Source organism: Flammeovirga pectinis (genome assembly GCF_003970675.1).
Lineage (GTDB): Bacteria > Bacteroidota > Bacteroidia > Cytophagales > Flammeovirgaceae > Flammeovirga > Flammeovirga pectinis.
The window spans coordinates 3,255,635-3,275,381 of the sequence record NZ_CP034562.1 but is presented as its reverse complement, the minus strand read 5'-3'; the positions used below and the strand labels follow the sequence as shown (position 1 = coordinate 3,275,381).

Annotated in this window: 22 protein-coding genes; 8 read left to right on the top strand and 14 right to left on the bottom strand. The window is 32.1% G+C overall.

Features of this window, described 5'->3' with window-relative positions; translation table 11 throughout:
• Positions 1-133: 133 nt before the first annotated feature.
• The gene (locus tag EI427_RS13165) at positions 134-337 is read right to left on the bottom strand and encodes a S24 family peptidase (RefSeq protein ID WP_126615372.1); all 204 of its coding nucleotides are present in this window, start codon (positions 335-337) and stop codon (positions 134-136) included.
• A gap of 579 nt (positions 338-916) precedes the next feature.
• Between EI427_RS13165 and EI427_RS13160 the strand changes: the two genes are divergently transcribed.
• The 3 genes from EI427_RS13160 (at position 917) to EI427_RS13150 (ending at position 2,128) form a co-directional block, all read left to right on the top strand.
• On the top strand, positions 917-1,282 hold the full coding sequence (locus EI427_RS13160; RefSeq protein WP_126615370.1) for a hypothetical protein: 366 nt from the start codon (positions 917-919) through the stop codon (positions 1,280-1,282).
• 151 nt (positions 1,283-1,433) lie between these two features.
• Positions 1,434-1,937 carry a DinB family protein gene (locus tag EI427_RS13155; RefSeq protein ID WP_126615368.1) on the top strand — a complete coding sequence of 168 codons (504 nt, stop codon included), beginning with the start codon at positions 1,434-1,436 and terminating at the stop codon, positions 1,935-1,937.
• Complete coding sequence (locus tag EI427_RS13150; RefSeq protein WP_126615366.1) at positions 1,898-2,128, top strand: Rho-binding antiterminator; 231 nt, start codon at positions 1,898-1,900, stop codon at positions 2,126-2,128. The genes EI427_RS13155 and EI427_RS13150 overlap by 40 nt, the downstream gene beginning before the upstream one ends.
• On the opposite strand, the gene EI427_RS13145 is transcribed toward EI427_RS13150, so the two are convergent.
• Both EI427_RS13145 and EI427_RS13140 read right to left on the bottom strand, forming a co-directional pair.
• Positions 2,112-3,611 (bottom strand): PP2C family protein-serine/threonine phosphatase, encoded by a 1,500-nt coding sequence (locus EI427_RS13145; RefSeq protein WP_126615364.1) that lies wholly within the window; start codon positions 3,609-3,611, stop codon positions 2,112-2,114. The genes EI427_RS13150 and EI427_RS13145 overlap by 17 nt on opposite strands.
• A 44-nt stretch (positions 3,612-3,655) precedes the next feature.
• Positions 3,656-3,958: a DUF6787 family protein gene (locus EI427_RS13140; RefSeq protein WP_126615362.1), complete on the bottom strand. Its 303-nt coding sequence runs from the start codon at positions 3,956-3,958 to the stop codon at positions 3,656-3,658.
• Between the two features lie 294 nt (positions 3,959-4,252).
• On the opposite strand from EI427_RS13140, the gene lepA reads away from it, so the two are divergent.
• Complete coding sequence (lepA, locus tag EI427_RS13135) at positions 4,253-6,046, top strand: translation elongation factor 4 (RefSeq protein WP_126615360.1); 1,794 nt, start codon at positions 4,253-4,255, stop codon at positions 6,044-6,046.
• 53 nt (positions 6,047-6,099) lie between these two features.
• Here the strand turns inward: lepA and EI427_RS13130 are convergent, their stop codons facing one another.
• A complete protein-coding gene (locus EI427_RS13130) occupies positions 6,100-6,411 on the bottom strand; it encodes a hypothetical protein (RefSeq protein WP_126615358.1) in 312 nt (103 codons plus the stop codon).
• Between the two features lie 135 nt (positions 6,412-6,546).
• Positions 6,547-6,915, bottom strand: a complete 369-nt coding sequence (locus tag EI427_RS13125) for a hypothetical protein (RefSeq protein ID WP_126615356.1) — start codon at positions 6,913-6,915, stop codon at positions 6,547-6,549.
• A gap of 141 nt (positions 6,916-7,056) precedes the next feature.
• On the opposite strand from EI427_RS13125, the gene EI427_RS13120 reads away from it, so the two are divergent.
• Together EI427_RS13120 and EI427_RS13115 are read left to right on the top strand one after the other, a co-directional pair.
• Positions 7,057-8,679: an ArnT family glycosyltransferase gene (locus EI427_RS13120; protein ID WP_126615354.1), complete on the top strand. Its 1,623-nt coding sequence runs from the start codon at positions 7,057-7,059 to the stop codon at positions 8,677-8,679.
• Between the two features lie 13 nt (positions 8,680-8,692).
• On the top strand, positions 8,693-9,277 hold the full coding sequence (locus tag EI427_RS13115; RefSeq protein ID WP_126615352.1) for a phosphatase PAP2 family protein: 585 nt from the start codon (positions 8,693-8,695) through the stop codon (positions 9,275-9,277).
• On the opposite strand, the gene EI427_RS13110 is transcribed toward EI427_RS13115, so the two are convergent.
• From EI427_RS13110 to EI427_RS13095, 4 genes are read right to left on the bottom strand one after another with little or no spacing between them, the layout of a single operon-like run.
• Positions 9,264-10,124, bottom strand: a complete 861-nt coding sequence (locus tag EI427_RS13110; protein ID WP_126615350.1) for a hypothetical protein — start codon at positions 10,122-10,124, stop codon at positions 9,264-9,266. The two genes, EI427_RS13115 and EI427_RS13110, sit on opposite strands and share 14 nt — an antisense overlap.
• Complete coding sequence (locus EI427_RS13105; protein ID WP_126615348.1) at positions 10,102-10,896, bottom strand: EI24 domain-containing protein; 795 nt, start codon at positions 10,894-10,896, stop codon at positions 10,102-10,104. The genes EI427_RS13110 and EI427_RS13105 overlap by 23 nt, the downstream gene beginning before the upstream one ends.
• A gap of 11 nt (positions 10,897-10,907) precedes the next feature.
• Positions 10,908-11,507: an IMPACT family protein gene (locus EI427_RS13100; protein WP_126615347.1), complete on the bottom strand. Its 600-nt coding sequence runs from the start codon at positions 11,505-11,507 to the stop codon at positions 10,908-10,910.
• On the bottom strand, positions 11,508-12,344 hold the full coding sequence (locus EI427_RS13095; RefSeq protein WP_126615345.1) for an alpha/beta hydrolase family protein: 837 nt from the start codon (positions 12,342-12,344) through the stop codon (positions 11,508-11,510). It lies immediately after the preceding gene.
• 197 nt (positions 12,345-12,541) lie between these two features.
• On the opposite strand from EI427_RS13095, the gene EI427_RS13090 reads away from it, so the two are divergent.
• Together EI427_RS13090 and EI427_RS13085 are read left to right on the top strand one after the other, a co-directional pair.
• Positions 12,542-12,949: a hypothetical protein gene (locus EI427_RS13090; protein WP_126615343.1), complete on the top strand. Its 408-nt coding sequence runs from the start codon at positions 12,542-12,544 to the stop codon at positions 12,947-12,949.
• Positions 12,950-12,967: 18 nt separating this feature from the next.
• A complete protein-coding gene (locus EI427_RS13085; protein ID WP_126615341.1) occupies positions 12,968-13,429 on the top strand; it encodes an RDD family protein in 462 nt (153 codons plus the stop codon).
• Positions 13,430-13,869: 440 nt separating this feature from the next.
• On the opposite strand, the gene EI427_RS13080 is transcribed toward EI427_RS13085, so the two are convergent.
• From EI427_RS13080 to fabF, 5 genes are all read right to left on the bottom strand, one after another.
• The gene (locus tag EI427_RS13080) at positions 13,870-15,738 is read right to left on the bottom strand and encodes a DNA topoisomerase IV subunit B (protein ID WP_126615339.1); all 1,869 of its coding nucleotides are present in this window, start codon (positions 15,736-15,738) and stop codon (positions 13,870-13,872) included.
• 124 nt (positions 15,739-15,862) lie between these two features.
• Positions 15,863-16,393 carry a C40 family peptidase gene (locus EI427_RS13075; protein WP_126615337.1) on the bottom strand — a complete coding sequence of 177 codons (531 nt, stop codon included), beginning with the start codon at positions 16,391-16,393 and terminating at the stop codon, positions 15,863-15,865.
• Positions 16,394-16,491: 98 nt separating this feature from the next.
• Positions 16,492-17,118 carry a C40 family peptidase gene (locus tag EI427_RS13070; RefSeq protein ID WP_170178462.1) on the bottom strand — a complete coding sequence of 209 codons (627 nt, stop codon included), beginning with the start codon at positions 17,116-17,118 and terminating at the stop codon, positions 16,492-16,494.
• Between the two features lie 237 nt (positions 17,119-17,355).
• Entirely contained in the window at positions 17,356-18,099 is a 744-nt protein-coding gene (gene rnc, locus EI427_RS13065; RefSeq protein ID WP_126615332.1) for a ribonuclease III, read from the bottom strand.
• A gap of 310 nt (positions 18,100-18,409) precedes the next feature.
• The gene (gene fabF, locus EI427_RS13060) at positions 18,410-19,663 is read right to left on the bottom strand and encodes a beta-ketoacyl-ACP synthase II (RefSeq protein ID WP_126615330.1); all 1,254 of its coding nucleotides are present in this window, start codon (positions 19,661-19,663) and stop codon (positions 18,410-18,412) included.
• Between the last annotated feature and the right edge of the window lie 84 nt (positions 19,664-19,747).

Here is a 19,747-nt window from a genome sequence, read left to right as displayed (position 1 = left end):
GTTACTACTCCCCATATTGTAAAATCATTTTTCTGACCAATTATATGCCCTTGTTCAGAAAGCAAATACATACCAGTGTCAGAAATAAGAAGTCGCCTAACGATAAACTCATGTTTATTACTCCAAGCTACTACTATGCTATTGTTCTTTGGGGTAAAGATTTATCAACTAATAATAAATCGTTATGAAACAGGCCAACTTTTTTCATTGCGTCTCCTTGCATACGCATCACAAACGTAGCGTAGGGATTTCTCAGAAGATATTGATCTATTTTAATATCATCTTCTTCATAATCACCAGCAGGCGACTGAAAACCTGTATGTGTTATTTTGCTCAATTCGTAGTCAATTTATTCTCTTATTCTTTATTTAGATTACAAATTAAACAATAAATACTCAAAAAAGTATCAATATGTAATATAAAGATTAAAAAATAAACATTTAACGAGTATTGATTTATCTTGGTTAATAGTTAATATAAAAAAAGTTATACATTAACACTTTTTTATTACTTTTTTGGTAGGGTAAAAGTGAGGGTAGGTGTATATATAGTATAACACAGAAATTACAATCATTTAATGTTGAAAAACAATAATGATTTATAAAGATATTACACTGAATAATTCATTATTCAGTAAAGATTATAGCAATGAGAAATAGTTAGTTTTTGGGTTGGAAAAGAGCTTTGTTTTACGAAGCTCTTTTTTACTTTTAATACAATTTTGTAAATAAAATAGCACTTGAGATACTATTCAGGCAACTTTATGAGTTTTAATAATAGAAACTAAAGATTAAAAATACTAGACATTGTTAATACAAATAAATAAATCAAACATAATGAGGTGATTAAGGGTTTAATTTTTAAAGAGGATGGAAATAGGCCTCTCATTATTAATGCTTATAAACAATCAATTATTATGAATATCTCATCATCTTTTCTGACAGAAGTTTTAAAAGAAAAATTTGAAAAATATAGTCATTCAGCTGATTTAGTAGAAGGGTTACGTTTAGCACAAGTTGCTTATGATGGTTTATCTTTTGACGATCAAGAAGACTTAAAAATATTTATTGAAGGTAATGATTTACCACATTCGCGTGCTATTATCGAAGAATTAGAACGTAGAACATCTTTAAAGAAAAAGGTAGCAGACTTACAATTAGAGTTGGATCGTTTGGTAAATATTCAATTCAATAAAAAATTAAAATATAACGTTGAAGAGGAAATAAATGTATATATGGACCGTATTATTATATTAGAAACATGTACAATGCCTCAGAATTAGTAAATACTTTATTATTAGAGTATTAGCCTTGTAATATACAGAAATATTACAAGGCTTTTTTTTGTCTAAATCTTTTTGTTAAATACTTTTTAGGCAATAATAATTTTGTAAATTAGGCTACTGATTATTACTTATAACTACCTCTTCTAATATGTTAAATACTTCCCGTAAATTACGTAAGCAGTTTATTCAATTCATTGATAAACATTCGACAGAAGAATTGAATATAATTCCTGATGGTTTTAAGAATAATATCATCTGGAATTTTGGACATAGTGTTGTCTCACATCAAAAATTATGTTATCAACTTTCTGGTGTAAATCCACCTATTGAAGAAAAGTGGATTGAGATGTTTTCTAAAGGCACATACCCTACACGTGATCTTTCTTCTGAAGAGATTATGGAATTAAAAGCAGCAGGTTTGCAGTTAATAGAGCAATTAGACAAAGACTTTGCTGCAGGGTTATTTAAATCTTATAAAACATTTGTAACAGGTATAGGTGTAACTATACATACCGTTGCAGAAGCAGCAGAGCTAAGCGTGCTACACGAAGCAATACATTTGGGATATGCTAAATGTCAGAAAAAAATAATTGACCATCAGAAAAAAGAAGAATGTATAAAAATGGAAAACAAGGAAGTTATAAGCCTGTAGCTTGCTCTTTGTATGATCAATACGAAATATGGGCAATGCATAAAGCTGTATTGCAAATTACGTATCAAGATAAAGTGATAGAGGCTTCTATTAAAACACTAAAAGTGATAGATAAAGTAGAATACGCAATTTTATCAAATGATTTGCAAATACGACTAGATGATATTGTAAAAGTTACTGAGGTGAAGTAGTAAAGCGGAATCCTGCTACCAAAACATCATCTACTTGCATAATGTTATCGGGTAGGGTGTTTTTCCATTTATGAAATTCTGAAGATAGATTCTGTTTTTGTATTAAAGCAGAGTTATCTGTGATATCTTGTAAAAGAGACCTAAACTTTGCAGGTTTATATTTCTTATTATCAATTCCCCCAAACTGATCTTCAAAACCATCAGAATACATGTATGCCATCATATCATCTTCTATTTTGATAGTATGGTTAATACAGTGGTTAATGGGTGAAAACTGCCCTCCTATATAATAACGACTTCCTTTATACAGAGAAACTTTTTCTTTTTTAATGATCGTAAGTGGACTTTTAGCTCCAGCAAATGTAAAATGAGTAGCAGTAGGGTCTAATGGAATACTAAGTATAGATATTGCCATACCGTCTTCATTGCTCGTTTCTTTTTGTTGCAGAAGAGAATTTAAACGCAGATGCATTTTTTCTATAATATGCATTGGATCAGAGATATTCTCTTGTATTAATCTATCTAATAAAGATATGGCTAACATACTCATCAAAGCACCAGGAACACCATGTCCGGTACAATCTCCGATAGCTATAATTTGTGAAGTATCTGTTTTTCCAAACCAATGGAAATCACCACTAACAATATGCTTCGGTTCATTAAAAACAAAATATTCTGATACTTTAGTTACTTTATAAAAAGACAACGGAAGTATTGTACGTTGTATACGTTGTGCATATTGTAACGAATTTTCTATATCTAAATACTGTGTTGATAGGATGTCATTTTGTTCCGAAATCTTTTCTTTTTGTAATGATAATTCATTGTTTTGCTCTAAGGTGATTTGATATAAAGCTTCTGTTTTTTCTTGTTCTTTTTTGAATAAGAATAAATTCTGAAAACTTAGAAAAGTATTACGGTACTTAATATATAATACAAATGAGGTAGCAATACTGATGGCAATAAAATTAGGTAGGGGTAAAAAACTAGAATGGTGATTTATAAAGTCAGTATAATGTCCTATCCCTAAAGCTAATATAAACAATAAGAAACCAATGTTTAACAGTATTAATGTTATAGATATAGGAAGGATACTGTAAAGGAACAGTAGCAATTGGATTGCACTTATAATATATAAACCAGATACAAATAATTCATGATCAAAAGCTAAGTATGTAACACCATAAAGACTATATATTATAGTACTAATGCAAGCACCGTATAATGGAATCCAATATTTTTTTAATTTACTTTCAAGAGGAAATGTAAAACGTAAAAATAAAGTGATAAAGCAAAGAAGAATTGAAGGAATTCGGAACGCTGTGAATGCTATATTGTTGAATACTCTAAAATCATCTAAAACAAAATAGGTAATTATGATTAAATAGGGTATAAAATAATATGGAATCGCTTTATAACATTTATGTACTCGTTCTATATAGTAAGCTTTAGGTAAACTTTCTTTTAGGTGTGAGGTATTCATAATTTAAACAGTGACTAAACTATTAATAATGTGTGGGATAAATATTATTTTTTCCCAATCATTCTTCGGAACATGCGCTTTTCAAAAGCCCAGAAAAATTTAAATTGGCCTAAAATAGTTCCCCAAATTAATAACAGTACTTGGTAGCAAGGTAATCCAATAAAGACGAAAGCTAGAATGCGGATAAATGTTGAGCTTTCTGAAGTAATACCAAATAATGGGTAAATATATGGCTTTACAGTATACATAAATGTGGTGCCAGTAATAGCAAACACAAGTAGAATTACAATTACTTGTCCTCCACTTTTAACATCCCAACGTTTTTTAAGTTTATCAATAAAGCCCATTTAATAACTTATTTTATTCTTTAGTAAATATACTTTAAAATAATAGACGTCATATGTTGATTAACATTTTTCAAGAAAAATAGAGTTATTATTCAGTAATAAAATAGTAAAATTCATCTTTCTTGAAATTATTATCCAATAAAACTTTAAGAATTCGTGTTGTATTGATCTTTTCGCATATTTTTGTGAAAATTTTTTGAATCTACCTGTATAAAAACGTTAATAGTTTTGTTAGATATATACAGATAGATAGAGAGTTAGAGAAATACAAGTAACTTTGTCAATATGGACAAGATGGAAAATATACGCAACTTTTCGATTATTGCACACATCGACCACGGTAAGAGTACCTTGGCTGACCGTTTGTTGGAAAAAACACAAACGGTTTCGCAACGCGATATGCAGAATCAGTTGTTAGATAATATGGATTTGGAGCGTGAACGTGGTATTACCATCAAGAGTCACGCTGTACAAATGGACTACATTCAAGATGGTCAGGAATATGTGTTAAATTTAATTGATACTCCTGGTCACGTCGATTTTTCTTATGAGGTTTCTAGGTCAATTGCAGCTTGTGAAGGTGCTTTGTTGATTGTAGATGCATCGCAAGGGATTGAGGCACAGACAATTTCCAACTTGTACCTTGCCATGGAACATGATCTGGAAATTATTCCAGTAATGAATAAAATTGATTTACCACATGCTAACCCTGAGGTTGTAGCAGATCAGATTATGGATTTGATTGGTTGTGAACGTGAGGATATTGTAGAGGCATCTGGTAAAACAGGTTTAGGTGTTGATAAAATTCTAGAAGCAATTATAGCAAGAATACCTGCTCCTAAAGGAGATCCTAAAGGACCGCTTCAAGCATTAATTTTTGATTCTGTATATAACTCGTTCAGAGGAATTGAGGTATATTACCGTATTTTAAATGGTACATTAAAAAAAGGAGACCTTGTAAAATTTGTCAATGCAGGCAAAGAATACAAAGCTGATGAAATTGGTGTATTAAAATTAGAGCAAGAAGCTAGGAAATCTATATCTGCAGGTAATGTTGGTTACATTATATCAGGTATTAAAGAGGCTAAAGAGGTAAAAGTTGGTGATACAATTACTTTAACTGAAAATCCTTGTTCTGAATCAATTCAAGGTTTTGAAGATGTAAAACCAATGGTATTTGCAGGTATTTATCCTGTTGATACTACAGAATACGAAGATTTAAGAGCGTCACTAGAAAAGCTTCAGTTAAATGATGCGTCTTTAGTGTGGGAACCAGAAACGTCTGTAGCCTTAGGTTTTGGTTTCCGTTGTGGATTCTTAGGAATGCTTCATTTGGAGATTGTTCAAGAACGTTTAGAGCGTGAGTTCAATATGACGGTAATTACAACTGCTCCTTCGGTACAATATCATGCATTTTTAAATAATGCAGAAAAGAGCAGAGTTATTGTAAATGCACCTTCTGATATGCCTGATCCAAGTAAATTAGATCATATCGAAGAACCATATATTAAAGCAAATATTATCTCTAAGGCAGAATATGTAGGTCCGATTATGAACTTATGTATGGAGAAACGTGGTGAGTTGAAAAATCAGGTTTACCTTACAACTGACCGTGTAGAGTTAATTTTTGAGATTCCATTATCTGAAATTGTTTTTGATTTCTTCGATAAGTTGAAAACAATATCTAGAGGATATGCATCTTTAGATTATGAATTGATTGGTTTCCGTGCTTCTAAATTAGTACAGTTAGATATTCTTTTAAATAACGATCCTGTAGATGCATTCTCTGCTATTGTGCATAGAGATGGAGCTTATGATCGTGGAAAGAAAATCTGTGAAAAACTAAGAGAAGTAATTACTCGTCAGCAATTCGAAATTCCAATTCAAGCAGCAATTGGTACTAAAATTATTGCCAGAGAAACAATTAAGGCATTGCGTAAAAACGTAATTGCAAAATGTTATGGTGGTGATATTTCTCGTAAACGTAAGTTACTAGAGAAACAGAAAAAAGGTAAAAAACGTATGCGTCAGCTAGGTAATGTAGAAGTAACGCAAGAAGCGTTCATGTCTGTATTAAAAGTAGACTAATTACGTTAGAAAATACAAAAGCGATAGTTCGGTAAAAGGAACTATCGCTTTTTTTATTTTAATATTTTCAGGAATGAAATACCATATTGAGTACGCATACGCTCTAAAAGCCATTTTCTAGCTTCTATATTTTGATTGCCTCCAATGAGAATATAATAGAGCCAATCTTCGGTATGAAGGTGACTAAACTTATATGTTCTACACATCGGCTTTTCATCGTAATTATTGATAAAGTAATAGACGTGCATGTATAACATACCGAGGTTGTCATTTGCACCGTCATGTATTAGGCTAAATTCAACTTTATCAATTTTGACTTCTCTATTCCCGCTTTCTTCTTTAGAAATAAAGTCTGAGACTTTCATATTATACTTTTGGGTGAATACTTAGGTATCAAGAAGTTACATAATATTTAAGACACTGCAATAAAAAAGTGATATTCAATTTTTTTAATATGATCACTTTAAGATTCTATTGTGAAATAAAAATATTATGAATAGCTACTGTGAATTTGGAGCAACAAAATAGATTGTTGTTTCAGATTGTTCTATAGGAATAATATAAGTTTGTTCAGGAATGGCTATTTCTTCTGTAGGTAAAAACTCAGGTTTAGAAACTACTAAATTACCAATTACATTATGAATAGTAACCTCTGTTTGGTCTGTTTTAAAATTCCATTCAGCTAAACCTGCTTGATGTGAAATAACAGCAATACCAGAATCTAAACCTGAAATAGTGGCAGCTGTCCAATCAAAATTTAAAGTGACAGTTCTTGGTACAGTAGAGTCAACATCATTTACACAGGCAGAAATGACAAAACTTCCAAGAATTAATAAGGATAGGTTTTTAAGTATAGTTATTGTTCGCATCGTCTTTTGTTTATCTATTATTAGATAAATAAACGGAAAGAAGAGGCGTAAGTTTGAAATGAAAACATTTTTTAAGGACTTACTACTACTTAATCATCAAAAAAACGAAAAGCATTTCTTTAAAACGAGTACATTTGCAGCATGGAATCAAATAGTATTACAGAAAGCAGAGCAACCCAAATTGTTCTAAGGCTAATTATAATAAGTTCTATTGTTCGTGCAGTAATAGGCGGAACGATGGAATTCAGTAATGACGAAGTGTATTATTGGACGTACGCATTGTACCCTTCACTAAGTCATTTCGATCATCCTCCAATGGTAGGGTGGGTTATTCAGCTTTTTACATTAAATCTAACACTACCTTACGAATTTTTTATGAGGTTAGGAGGTGTTGTTTTTGCAGGTATCAATACTTTTTTAGCTTTTAAAATAGCTTCTAAATTAAAAGATAGTGTTGCAGGTATTTATGCTGCCTTTTTGTATACATCATCAATATACGCCTCTATTTTGGCAGGGATATTTATTATTCCTGATACTCCACAGACCTTATTCTGGATGTTGAGTATTTATTTCTTATTAAATTCATTACCTGCTAAGAAAATAGGTAAGGAAGAACGTAAGAATTTATTATTAGCTGGCCTTATGATTGGTTTGGCTGGTTTATCAAAATACCATGCTGTTTTTATTGGCTTAGGTGTAGCGTTATATGTAATAATTTGTGATAGAAGATGGTTAAAAGATTGGAGTATCTGGGCAACAGGTGCTATCGCGATAGCTTGTCTTTTCCCTGTTATATATTGGAACTATGCCAATGATTTTATCAGTTTTACATTCCATACAGATAGAGTAACGCCTACTCTAGAATTGCGTTTAGATTACTTTTTTACCGAAGTTGGAGGACAAATAGCTTACAATAATCCATGGAACTGGTATTTGATTATTGCCGCCATGATAGGAATAGCTAAAGGAAAAAAGATAATGGATAAAAAGTCGTTACAAGTACTTTTATTTAATGGGTTACCCTTAATACTTGTATTTACGTCATTTGCATTGTTTAGAAGAACTTTACCACACTGGACAGGACCAGGATATTTACCTTTAATTATTATTACAGCCGTGTATTGGAGAGTTAAATTAGTTGACTCAAAAGCAAAAAATGCATGGAGATTATGGAAACCTAGACGAATTGTTGGGGCAACGACATTTTTATCTATCGTATTAGCAATAGCTTATTGGTTAATTAACTTTAGCCCGCTGAATGTAGGTAAAACAAACTTAGAAGATCCTAAGAATTTTGGAGAATACGATTTCACGCAAGACATGTACGGATGGCGTCAAATTAATAAGAAATTAAAACCATTATTAGCCAAAGACCTTGAAGAAGGTAAGATGAAACCTAATGCCAAATTTGTAGCTTATGAATGGTTTCCTGGTACACATGTAGACTTTTATATTGCTTACCCAAATAAGCATCCTCTGATATTAATGGGATCTTGGGATGAAATACATAAGTATGCATGGATAAATAAAGAGCGTGGTGGATTAGAAAAAGGTGAAGATGTTTATTTCTTGAATGTAAGTAATTGGGGGCGCGATGTTGATAGACAATTCGGTAAATATTTTGATGCTATTGAAGAAGTCGGTCGAGTAGAAGTAGATAGAGCTGGCAAACTGATGCGTTATGCGTATTTGTATAGATTAAGAGGTTACAAAGATAATTTTAACTTCCCTGATCCAAACGAGAAACACCATAAATTAAATTAAACCTTGTACGTATATGCAACCATTTGAGTGGGAACAAGAACTTTTTCTGTTCTTAAATAGTCATCATACAGCTGCTTCAGATTCGTTTTTCTGGTGGCTTACAACGCCAATAAATTCGTGGCCTCTATATGTATTTTTAATAGGGTTTATGTTTTGGAAATTCGGTTGGAAACAATCAATCATATTCCTTGCTGGTTTAGGTATTGCCATAGGTTTGGCAGATGTTATTGCCTCTCAAATTTTTAAACCTTTAGTAAACAGGCCTCGTCCATCACATGATCCTGCAATTCAAGCATTAGTGCATACGCTACATGGGTACAAAGGTGGTCCGTTGGGTTTTGTCTCTTCTCATGCATCTACCTCTATGGCAATAGCGTTATATTTCTTTTTAGAATGGAGAAAGAAAGTGAAATGGGTAGGCTTACTATTTGTTTGGGCAGTGGTTTACTCTTACAGTAGAATTGCAGTAGGCGTTCATTTTGTGGGCGATATTTTAGGAGGATGGATTGTAGGAGTAATAGCCGTATTAATTGCTATAAAAATAATTCATTTTGTACAAGACAAATACAACCCATGGGGACTTATTAAAAAGGAGTAGGTTCGGCATAACTAATAGTGTGTATGATTTGTTTTGTAGGCATATCACTTTGAGAAGAAATCATAGAGATGGAAGTAGGAAATAAATCATCATTATAGATTGTTCTGTACTCTATACGTGTGTTTTCTGTAGCATTTGTAACTTGAGTAAGAAGGTTTGCAGCATTTGGAGATGTAGCAAAATAGGGGGTAAAATGAATATCCTTAAATTGTTGTGCTAATAACATCTCTGTTCTTATAGATGAAGATACAAATATGCTATAGGAGTTAGGATTGTAGACAAAACTTACCTCTTGATCTGGCTTTTGGCCATCAATGACTACAAGAGAATTAAATATTTTTTCTGTAGTTATATTACCGTTTTCATAAGTATATATGTGAGTTTTTGATGTAGCATAATTAATAACACTATACAATTGATCAGAAGACTGTTGGTTGATAACTCTTAATACAATAGTACCATTTGTTGATATGGTGTAACTATTAGCCTCAGGCTTATCATAATTAAAAGTATAGGTTTTAAGTACTACTTGTAGATCAAGGGAGGTAAGCTCAATACTAGAAATTCTATTAGCATCATTATAACTAAAAAAAGCTTGTACAATAGAGTCGTTCTGAAATGTTTGAGAGATGACAGAAAAATTCCCTGATTCTGTAAAATAGAGTAACATATTTTTAATATCTCCACTTTGTGGTGTGTAAAGATTATATTCAAAATGTATTGAGGAAGGGAATGCTATGGGGTCTAACCCTATATCAGGAGTATCGCTGCTATCTTCTATAAGTCCACAAGAGAAAGAGATAACAAAAAAGATAAAGGCTAATTTACGGCTGAATAATTTCGTCATGAATGTTGAGCTCTTTTAAGGTTAAGCCAGTGGCTACAATACTAATAATAGGAGAAAAGATACTACCAATAATAGGAATCATTGCAAGCATACCACCTCCAAAACCAGAGGTTGTCGTTAATGTTTTGTGAGATTGAATAAATCGCTTACTCTTATTTACATTAACATTCCAGTTTTCAAAATAGTTGTCAAGAATATCATATCCATAAAAATAACCATTTATACACATACTTAAAAACATAAAGAAAAAACCAATGATAGGTATAAATGTGAATGGCATTAATATAAGAGAGTAAGTAATTGTTTTTATAGCATTTGGAAGCGAAATTTTAAAAAGCATTTGTCCAAAACGCTGCATACTAAAAGATGGTCCTACTTTCTTATCGAATAAGATATTATTTACTTTTTCTGTAAGGCTATCTAGAATAGGAAAACTAATTATACTTAAAATTGTAGGATAAATTAATAGAGAAGTGATAAGTACAGGAACCTCTATTACTATAAAAAGGATCCAATAGAGGTAAGTATCAACATTAGTTGCTGTATATTCTTTAATCCATTCTTCTAAAGAATTTATAATACTAAAATCTTGGATTGATAAAATAAGCTTACTACTAAAGTAAACACCTCCGCTAATCATCCCAATAGATAATGCAATAGCAAACACACTTATATAAAGGTAGTATTTACCTAACTGATGCTTCTTAATGAAAGCATGAGCAGCAAAAAAGTTTTTAATACTTAGCTTAGTAATATTTATTTGTGTGTTCATTAATTATAAGATTAGCTTTCCTTAAAAATAAGTTCGTCAATATCTTCAAGCTTTTCTTTTACTTGCTCAAATAAACTTTCTCTTACTAAAAATTCAATATGACAAAGCTCGTCAAAACTTTGTTGACCAAAGTCTAATCCAAAGTTTTTAGCAACTTTCATTACTTCATTCATATCAGGGTAAGCAAACGTAATTTTAATTTTTCTTTGAACAAATAACTCTTCAATTTCTCCACTTTCTAATGCATCTGCAGCAGAAGTTTTATATGCATGGATTAGGCCAGGTACACCAAGTTTTGTGCCTCCAAAATAACGGATAACAACAATTAAAGTATCTGTAACATTAAAAGAACGTAATTGTCCAAGAATAGGCAGACCTGCAGATCCACCTGGTTCTCCATCATCATTAGCTCTATATTTAGTTTTATCAGCACCAATCATATAAGCATAACACCAATGTCTAGCATCATAATATTCTTTACGATAACCTTTAACAATAGCCTTCGCCTCTTCTTCTGATGTTACATGATGAGCCAAGGCAATAAACTTACTTCCTTTCTCTTTGTAAATTCCCTCACTAGTTCCTTTGAGCGTTAAATAAGCGTCTTCCATTTATTTTGAAAAATGATCTAAAACATAATCAATTGCTGTTTGCATATCCTTTGATAAAGTATTGTCGGTCCAAGGGTGCTTAGTACCAAAAGTATGTGATGCTCCTTCAATTATTTTACATTCAGAATTAGGATTTAATTGATGTAAGAAATGCATAGCCTGTACAGGGACAGTTTCATCAGCATCTCCATGAATATGTAATATAGGTTGTTTAACGGTAGGTAAAACCTTCATCATTGACAATCTATCTTCATGTGCATAATAATCTTCTACAGCTTGAAAATACAAAGGTAATTCTTCTCCAGTACGTCCATTTACTACATGAATAACACCTTCTTTTTTCCATTGTTCTACCGTTTCTTCAGAAAAAGTATTCACTTGTGGGATAGATGCTAGTGTAGCCACTTTCTTAATTCTACTATCTTCAGCAGTCTTTAGTAAAACGACACCACCACCACGACTATGTCCTAAAAGATATAATTTTGAAAGATCAATGGTGCCAATAGGACATTCGTTACTATGTAACCAATCTATCAAAACACCTAAATCGTCTAATTCTTTACTGAAATTATTATTTCCGAATGCATCAAGGTCAGTTACCTCAAAAGGGTGGTCTATTGTAGTTCCATCAGAACTAAAATTCAGTTTAACACAGCAGTAACCTAAATTTGCAAATTGATCTGCAATTACATTAAAAGCACCCCAATCTTTAAAACCTTTAAAACCATGAACTAAAATAACTGTAGGTTTCTTTGTATGGTCAGAAACCCATCGAGCATCAGCTACGAAGCGTTTATTGTTATGTTTTGATGTTAAAACGAATTCTATCTTTTTCATAATCAAAAATAGGAAAATCTTAGTTGAAATAGGAGTAGCAATTCAAAAATGAAATACTTATTTAGTTTTTATGTAATTTGAAGAAATAAATAACAAACAGGACTTTTAAAAACTACCTGATAATAAAGTACTTATGAAAGCATATTGTATTATGAGCGAGTAAACTTAGTAACAATCAACTTAGGAAATTATAATTGATGAAAAATCTAAAATCACTTTTATTATTCTGCTTACTCTTTAGTGTTTCAACAGTAAGTAATGCTCAGTCATTGAAGTCCTTCTATGACTCTTGCTCTATTGATTCTTTAAATGGAGAAAAAGTCTATGAAAATGTGGATGAACGAGCTGAATATCCAGGAGGAATGGGGACTTTTTATAAAACATTTGGACAAAATGTGAAATTTAAAAAAAGTAATACAGCTTTAGGGTGTACCAAAGTTATAATAGTATTAATAATTTCTCCTAAAGGAAGTATGTCAGTACTATGTAGCTCAAGTGATATCGATATACTCATAGATAAATTTAAACAATGGAAGCCTGGGATTCAGAGAGGAAAAAAAGTATATACTCAGATACGATTGGTTTCATATATTAAGTTTGGATAAAAAAATAAGTAAACAAACATGGAAATAAAATTTGAAAGGAAAATCTATTCTAATCGAGACTTGAAACTCCAATTTTGGAAGAGAGTTTTTGCTTTTATTTTAGATTTCTATCTCTTTAAAATTATAGTAGGACTGTTACTTACTATAGTCAATTTAAATATAAAGGCGGAAGAATATGATAGTACTAATGCTTTAATTAATACTGTAACTCAAATGGAACTGTATCAATATTTCCTATTTATAATTTATTGTTCAGTTTTAGAATCTTCAAGGTGGAAAGGAACGTTTGGAAAGCGTTTTATGAGATTAGCTATTAATGATATGAAACTAGAGCGAATTTCATTTGGGAGAGCTCTAATTAGAAATTTGATAAAACCATTCTCAATATTTTCTTTCTTTGGAATAATAATTATCGATTTAACTAAAAAAAAGCAAAGTCTTCATGATTTTTTAGTAAGAACACGAATTGTGCAATACTAAGAGTTAATTTGATAGGAAAGCTTATAAAAAATTAGATATCAAGCATGTCGTACTGTAAGACATGATGACCATATTCCTGTTCAACTATAAATCATTATTCATAACTGACGATAATCATTAATAATGTGGTCGAAATTGAACAAAGTGCATGATTATAGCACAATAAATAATTTATAAAGAATAATAGATGAGGGGTTAACTATTTGATTATTATTAATTTATGAAATTGTGATTAAGATTTGATTAATAATAAGTGTAAGTGTCAAATTACAAATGATTTTAATTAAAGAACTTAACTCTCTAATTAAAAATAGTTACACGTTAGTTATCAAGAAGGAATGTGTGTTTCACCAAACTTTCTTAGTTAGTCCTAAAAAAAAAGAGGTAGTACATTAATAAAATAATGACTACCTCTTTTTGTATAATTAAATGGAAGTTATTTATCCAACAACTTCTTTTACTTCATCTCTTTCAACACGAAGATTGTTGATAATAAATTTCTGACGGTCTTGAGTGTTTTTACCCATATAGTACGTCAGTAAATCTTTTATATTACTTGCTTCGCTTAAAATTACTGGATCAAGTCGAATATCTTCACCAATAAAACCACCAAATTCGTCAGGAGAAATCTCTCCTAAACCCTTAAAACGAGTAATTTCGGGCTTATTACCTAAAGAATTAATAGCATTAACTCTTTCTTCATCACTATAACAATAGATAGTCTTTTTCTTATTTCTCACTCTAAATAATGGAGTTTCAAGGATATAAATATGTCCTTTTTCTACCAAATCAGGGAAGAATTGTAAGAAGAAAGTTAAGATTAGTAACCGTATGTGCATGCCATCAACATCGGCATCCGTTGCAATTACTACTCTGTTGTAACGTAACCCATCAATTCCGTCTTCAATATTTAAAGCGTGCTGAAGGAGGTTAAACTCTTCGTTTTCGTAAACGATTTTTTTAGTAAGACCGAAAGAATTAAGAGGTTTACCTCTTAAACTAAATACAGCTTGGCTTTGTACATCACGAGACTTAGTAATACTACCACTGGCAGAATCCCCTTCGGTAATGAATAAAGTTGTACCTCTTTTGTTTTCTTCTTCGCCTTTTTTATCATTAAAATGTAAACGACAATCTCTCAGTTTTTTATTATGAAGATTGGCTTTTTTAGCTCTTTCGTTTGCAATTTTCTTTACTCCAGCAATTTCCTTACGCTCACGTTCAGATTGTTGAATACGCTTAAGTAAAGCCTGTGCTACTTCTGTATTTCTATGTAAAAAATCGTCTAAGACTTTATGAACGTACTCATTTATAAAAGTACGCATTGTAGGGCCGTCAGGAGCAACATGAGTTGAGCCTAATTTTGTTTTTGTTTGCGATTCGAAAACAGGTTCTTGTACACGAACAGAAATAGCTGCAATAATAGAAGCTCTTATATCTGCTGCATCAAAGTTTTTCCCAAAGAAATCACGAACTGTTTTAACAATAGCCTCACGGAAAGCAGATAAGTGTGTACCTCCTTGTGTTGTATACTGACCGTTTACAAAAGAGTGATAATTTTCTCCATACTGATTAGCATGTGTGAATGCAAACTCAATATCTTCACCTTTAAAGTGAATGATAGGATATCTTAATTGCTCAGCATTTGTTTTTCTTTCTAAAAGATCGCGTAGACCATTTTTAGAGAGGAAAGTTTTTTGATTTAATTTTAGTATTAAACCCGCATTTAAGTAGGCGTAGTTCCAAAATAAATCATCTAAATAATCTGGTAAAAAACGGTAATTTTTAAATATCGTAGGATCAGGTTTAAAGTAAACCGTTGTACCATTTTTTTCTTTAGTAGATGTAACAGGATAATCTTTAAGGAGTTTACCTGCTTCAAATTCAGCTACTTTTATTTCTCCATTCCTTACAGAAGATGCTCTAAAAAAGTTAGATAAAGCATTTACAGCTTTTGTACCTACACCATTAAGACCAACTGATTTTTGAAATGCATTAGAGTCGTATTTTGCACCGGTATTGATTTTTGATACACAATCAATCAATTTACCGAGAGGAATGCCTCTACCATAATCTTTAACAAGCACGGCACCTTCATCAACAGTTACGTCAATTTGCTTACCGAAGCCCATCATGTGTTCATCTATACTGTTATCTACCACCTCTTTAACTAGTACATAAATACCATCATCAGGAGCTGAACCATCTCCTAATTTACCAATGTACATACCAGGGCGTAGACGAATATGTTCACGAGGATCTAGTGATCTAATACTACTCTCGTCGTAATTACTTGTTGTATCTGCCATAGTTCGTTATCCTTTCTTCACAATTATAGTTTTTAAATTAAACAATAGGAACTTAAAAGGGTTAATTTGTCTTATTATTTGACAAAATAAGACTGAAATCATCAAAAAATAACCAATTAAGAAATTATCCTACACGTTTAATTACTATAAGTCTATCTTTCCAATAAGGAGAATAAGCAACCTCTTTTACACCATCTTTAGAAGAAGTGTAGATAAAATTGAAGCCTTGCGCTGTTTTTTTAGTAATTATACCAGACATAGTTACTTGGTTACTGCCTTTATTAGCACTAAAGAAAACTAAATCTCCTGCTTCTACTTTATCTGCCGGAACTTGTTGACCTTGTCTAGATTGTTCTCTACTAATACGAGATAACTGTACACCTGCAGCTTTCCAAGCCAGCATTGTAAGTGCACTTGCATCCATACCCTCTTTTGTAACACCTCCAGATTTGTAAGGTACACCAATATATGTGCGTGCAGTTTTTACAGCTTCTGCTGCTTTTTCATTTTGTTCTGAGATAACACTTTTTACTTCATTTTTAGGAGATGAAGTTGTAGAATCGTCTTTGTTTGAATCATCACTGTTGTCGCAAGAGAAGAATAAGCCAGTTAAGCTAAGACCAAGAAGTGCTTTGATAATAAAATGTCGAGTCATATTTTTAAATTGGTATGAAAAATTTTAATTCTTCATAAGCTATCAATTTTTTGTGATTCGATCAACATTTTAAGGAGAACAAGATAGGAAACAGAGTATTAATCTAATCTCCTAGCTAGTTTATAGTATTTTTTCCAATAAACATCAGAAAGTTCACTTTGCATTACACCATGACTTGTACTGGCATGGATAAAGTACTTTCTACCATTTTTTACTGCAGAGATCATCCCTACATGCTTAATGTTGGAAGTTCCTGGTCCACTAAAAAATACGAGATCGCCTGGCTTTAAATTACTAAAAGGAACATACTTTCCTTCTTTTGCTTGTTGGTATGACGCACGAGGTAATGTAACATTAGCGGCTTGCCAAGAAACACACATCAACCCAGAACAATCAATTCCTTTTTTAGACATGTTTCCATAATCATACTTTACACCTTCATAAGTCCATGCAGTTTTTAACGCAGCCTCTACCTTGTTACTTACATTTTTTGGTGTTGTTATAACAGCTGCCGCAGCTGCTGCTTGGGAAGTAGTCGAATTATCTTGTTGCTGAGTAGAAGAAGTTGTTCCTCCTCCTAATGCAGTAACACGTTGTTGTTTCTTCTGTTGCAATTTATCCTGACGTGTAGAGTAAGTATAACTCTTACCGTACTGACAAGATTGTAAAACAGTAGTAACCAATACAAAAAATAATAGGCTTATATAAAAAGTGCTCTTTTTCATGATCAGAAAGTAAAAAACAGTAGGTGATGATAGTTTAAAGTACATCTTTTTCTACAAAATATACAAGGTAATAAAGGGTTATAGGGTATATAATTGTACTTAAGACAGCGTATCATCAATAAAATTTCATTTAAATATATAATATGAATAGGTAAAAAGTAGAATAAAAAGAGAATAAAATAAAAGCCCTCTTAGAATTTGTCTTCTAAGAGGGCCTTTTCTAAAGGGGTTAAAACACTAAATAAGTGAAAGTGCTTCGCAAGTTTTTCGAGCGGCATCTTGTTCAGCTTTTTTCTTACTGTAACCAGAACCTAACGCTTGCAATTCATCGTCAATTAATAAATTAACTTTAAACTGCTTACCGTCTTTTCCTCCTTGCTTTGAAATAGTAAATTCAACGACTTTACTATTTTTTTGAGCCCACTCAATAATGAGACTTTTAAAATTGGTAGTGGTTTCAATTATTTCTTCAATGTCATAATGTTGCATCAATAAACTATGAATGATGAAACGACGTGTGAAATGAAACCCTAAATCTAAATAAACTGCACCAATAAAAGCCTCCATTGCATCGCCATAGATTGACTTATGACTTAATGCTGAATTTTTACGACCTTCAAAAGCAACCATTTGGCTTAGACCAATTTTAACTGCTAGCCTATTTAACGATTCTCTATTTACAATACGAGAACGTATTTCTGTAAGAAAACCTTCATCTTTGTAGGGATATCTTTTGAAAAGATATTCGGCTACTACAGATCCTAACACTGCATCACCTAAATATTCTAACCTTTCATTAGATTCCTTAAAGCCTTTTACAGCATCACTTTCAAAAGCAACAGAAGTATGTTGCATTGCAAGATGATACAATTTGATATTGTATGGCTTTCTACCGATAACACGTTTAATTACTTCGGCTAATTTTGTCTCCTGCTCATTATAAGGTGTGACCCATCTCTTTAAGAGTTTTCCTAAATTCATAGATAGGTATTAAAATCTCGATAAAGTTCGAGGAGTAAAATTTGATACCTCAAAAATGTAAAAAATATCTAAAAACATCTACATTTTTTTGTAATTCTTTTTGTTGAAAAAGGATTATTATCAAGATTTTTATACTCGATCAGTATTAATTACATGAAGAGTAGAGAATGGAGGGAATTGTAAAGGGTTTGTTGAACAGAAAACAGATTGAGAGGTAGATCTTAGAAGAAGTAATTATTTATAAAAATGACAATAAAAAAACCCGTTAGAATGAACTAACGGGTTTATATTTTTAGAAGTAAAAATTAATTTACTCTGCATATCTCTTAAATACCATAGAGAAGTTATGACCACCAAAACCAAATGTATTTGATAAAGCAATATCAACAGTACGTTCTTGTGCTTTATTAAATGTAAGGTTTAATTTGCTGTCTAAATTCTCATCAGGAGTTTCGAAGTTGATTGTTGGAGGAATAATACCTTTTTCAATCGCCATAAGACAAGCTAAAGCTTCTACAGCACCAGCTGCACCTAGAAGGTGACCAGTCATAGATTTTGTAGAAGAAATATTTACGTCGTATGCTTTTTCTCCGAATACTTTCTTAATTGCATTCACTTCTCCAATATCACCAAGTGGTGTAGAAGTACCATGAACGTTGATGTAATCTACATCCTCCGGCTTTAAGCCAGCATCTTTAAGTGCCTCTTGCATTACACGGCTAGAACCTTCACCTTCTGGGTGAGGAGCAGTCATGTGGTAAGCATCAGCAGTCATTCCACCACCTATTACTTCACCATAAATTTTAGCACCTCTAGCTTTAGCGTGTTCTAACTCTTCAAAGATAAAACCACCAGCACCTTCACCAAGAACAAAACCATCTCTAGTTGCGTCAAAAGGTCTAGAAGCTGTTTCAGGAGAATCATTACGTGTTGATAATGCTCTTAAAGCATTAAAACCACCAATACCAGCTTCACATACAGCAGCTTCAGATCCACCTGTTACAAACAAGTCAGAAATACCAAAACGGATGTAGTTAAAAGCATCAATCATAGCATTCGTTGCAGAAGCACATGCTGATACAGTTGTGAAGTTAGGTCCTTTTAAACCCCAAATCATAGAAATATGACCAGGAATCAAATCAGGAATCATTTTAGGGATAAAGAAAGGGTTAAACCTTGGAGTACCATCTCCTTGACCGAAAGCAACGCATTCGTCTTGGAAAGATTTAAGTCCACCAATACCAGACCCCCAGATAACACCAAAACGATTTCTATCAACTTTTTCTAAGTCGATACCAGAATCTTCGATTGCTTGTTTTGCCACGGCAACACCGTATTGGCTAACAAGATCCATTTTACGGATATCTTTACGGTTAATATAATCAGTTGCAACAAAGTCTTTTACTTCGCATGCAAATTGTGTTTTGAATTTAGATGCGTCGAATTTTGTAATTGGTGCGCAACCGCTAACACCTTTTGCAAGGTTAGTCCAATATTCTTCGACGGTATTACCTAGTGGCGTTAATGCACCAATACCAGTAATTACAACTCTTCTAGCGTTCATATGATAATAAATTTTGGAAGCTCCAAAAATAAACAAACCTGACAGATTCGGCATCCTTAAAGTAGGCGCTTGCTCTGTCAGGTT

Excerpts from the sequence above, each read along its gene's own strand:
- EI427_RS13160 (WP_126615370.1), top strand. The coding sequence starts at position 917 with ATGAATATCTCATCATCTTTTCTGACAGAAGTTTTAAAAGAAAAATTT.
- EI427_RS13155 (WP_126615368.1), top strand. The coding sequence starts at position 1,434 with ATGTTAAATACTTCCCGTAAATTACGTAAGCAGTTTATTCAATTCATT.
- EI427_RS13150 (WP_126615366.1), top strand. The coding sequence starts at position 1,898 with ATGTATAAAAATGGAAAACAAGGAAGTTATAAGCCTGTAGCTTGCTCT.
- EI427_RS13145 (WP_126615364.1), bottom strand. The coding sequence starts at position 3,611 with ATGAATACCTCACACCTAAAAGAAAGTTTACCTAAAGCTTACTATATA.
- EI427_RS13140 (WP_126615362.1), bottom strand. The coding sequence starts at position 3,958 with ATGGGCTTTATTGATAAACTTAAAAAACGTTGGGATGTTAAAAGTGGA.
- lepA (WP_126615360.1), top strand. The coding sequence starts at position 4,253 with ATGGAAAATATACGCAACTTTTCGATTATTGCACACATCGACCACGGT.
- EI427_RS13130 (WP_126615358.1), bottom strand. The coding sequence starts at position 6,411 with ATGAAAGTCTCAGACTTTATTTCTAAAGAAGAAAGCGGGAATAGAGAA.
- EI427_RS13125 (WP_126615356.1), bottom strand. The coding sequence starts at position 6,915 with ATGCGAACAATAACTATACTTAAAAACCTATCCTTATTAATTCTTGGA.
- EI427_RS13120 (WP_126615354.1), top strand. The coding sequence starts at position 7,057 with ATGGAATCAAATAGTATTACAGAAAGCAGAGCAACCCAAATTGTTCTA.
- EI427_RS13115 (WP_126615352.1), top strand. The coding sequence starts at position 8,693 with ATGCAACCATTTGAGTGGGAACAAGAACTTTTTCTGTTCTTAAATAGT.
- EI427_RS13110 (WP_126615350.1), bottom strand. The coding sequence starts at position 10,124 with ATGACGAAATTATTCAGCCGTAAATTAGCCTTTATCTTTTTTGTTATC.
- EI427_RS13105 (WP_126615348.1), bottom strand. The coding sequence starts at position 10,896 with ATGAACACACAAATAAATATTACTAAGCTAAGTATTAAAAACTTTTTT.
- EI427_RS13100 (WP_126615347.1), bottom strand. The coding sequence starts at position 11,507 with ATGGAAGACGCTTATTTAACGCTCAAAGGAACTAGTGAGGGAATTTAC.
- EI427_RS13095 (WP_126615345.1), bottom strand. The coding sequence starts at position 12,344 with ATGAAAAAGATAGAATTCGTTTTAACATCAAAACATAACAATAAACGC.
- EI427_RS13090 (WP_126615343.1), top strand. The coding sequence starts at position 12,542 with ATGAAAAATCTAAAATCACTTTTATTATTCTGCTTACTCTTTAGTGTT.
- EI427_RS13085 (WP_126615341.1), top strand. The coding sequence starts at position 12,968 with ATGGAAATAAAATTTGAAAGGAAAATCTATTCTAATCGAGACTTGAAA.
- EI427_RS13080 (WP_126615339.1), bottom strand. The coding sequence starts at position 15,738 with ATGGCAGATACAACAAGTAATTACGACGAGAGTAGTATTAGATCACTA.
- EI427_RS13075 (WP_126615337.1), bottom strand. The coding sequence starts at position 16,393 with ATGACTCGACATTTTATTATCAAAGCACTTCTTGGTCTTAGCTTAACT.
- EI427_RS13070 (WP_170178462.1), bottom strand. The coding sequence starts at position 17,118 with ATGAAAAAGAGCACTTTTTATATAAGCCTATTATTTTTTGTATTGGTT.
- rnc (WP_126615332.1), bottom strand. The coding sequence starts at position 18,099 with ATGAATTTAGGAAAACTCTTAAAGAGATGGGTCACACCTTATAATGAG.
- fabF (WP_126615330.1), bottom strand. The coding sequence starts at position 19,663 with ATGAACGCTAGAAGAGTTGTAATTACTGGTATTGGTGCATTAACGCCA.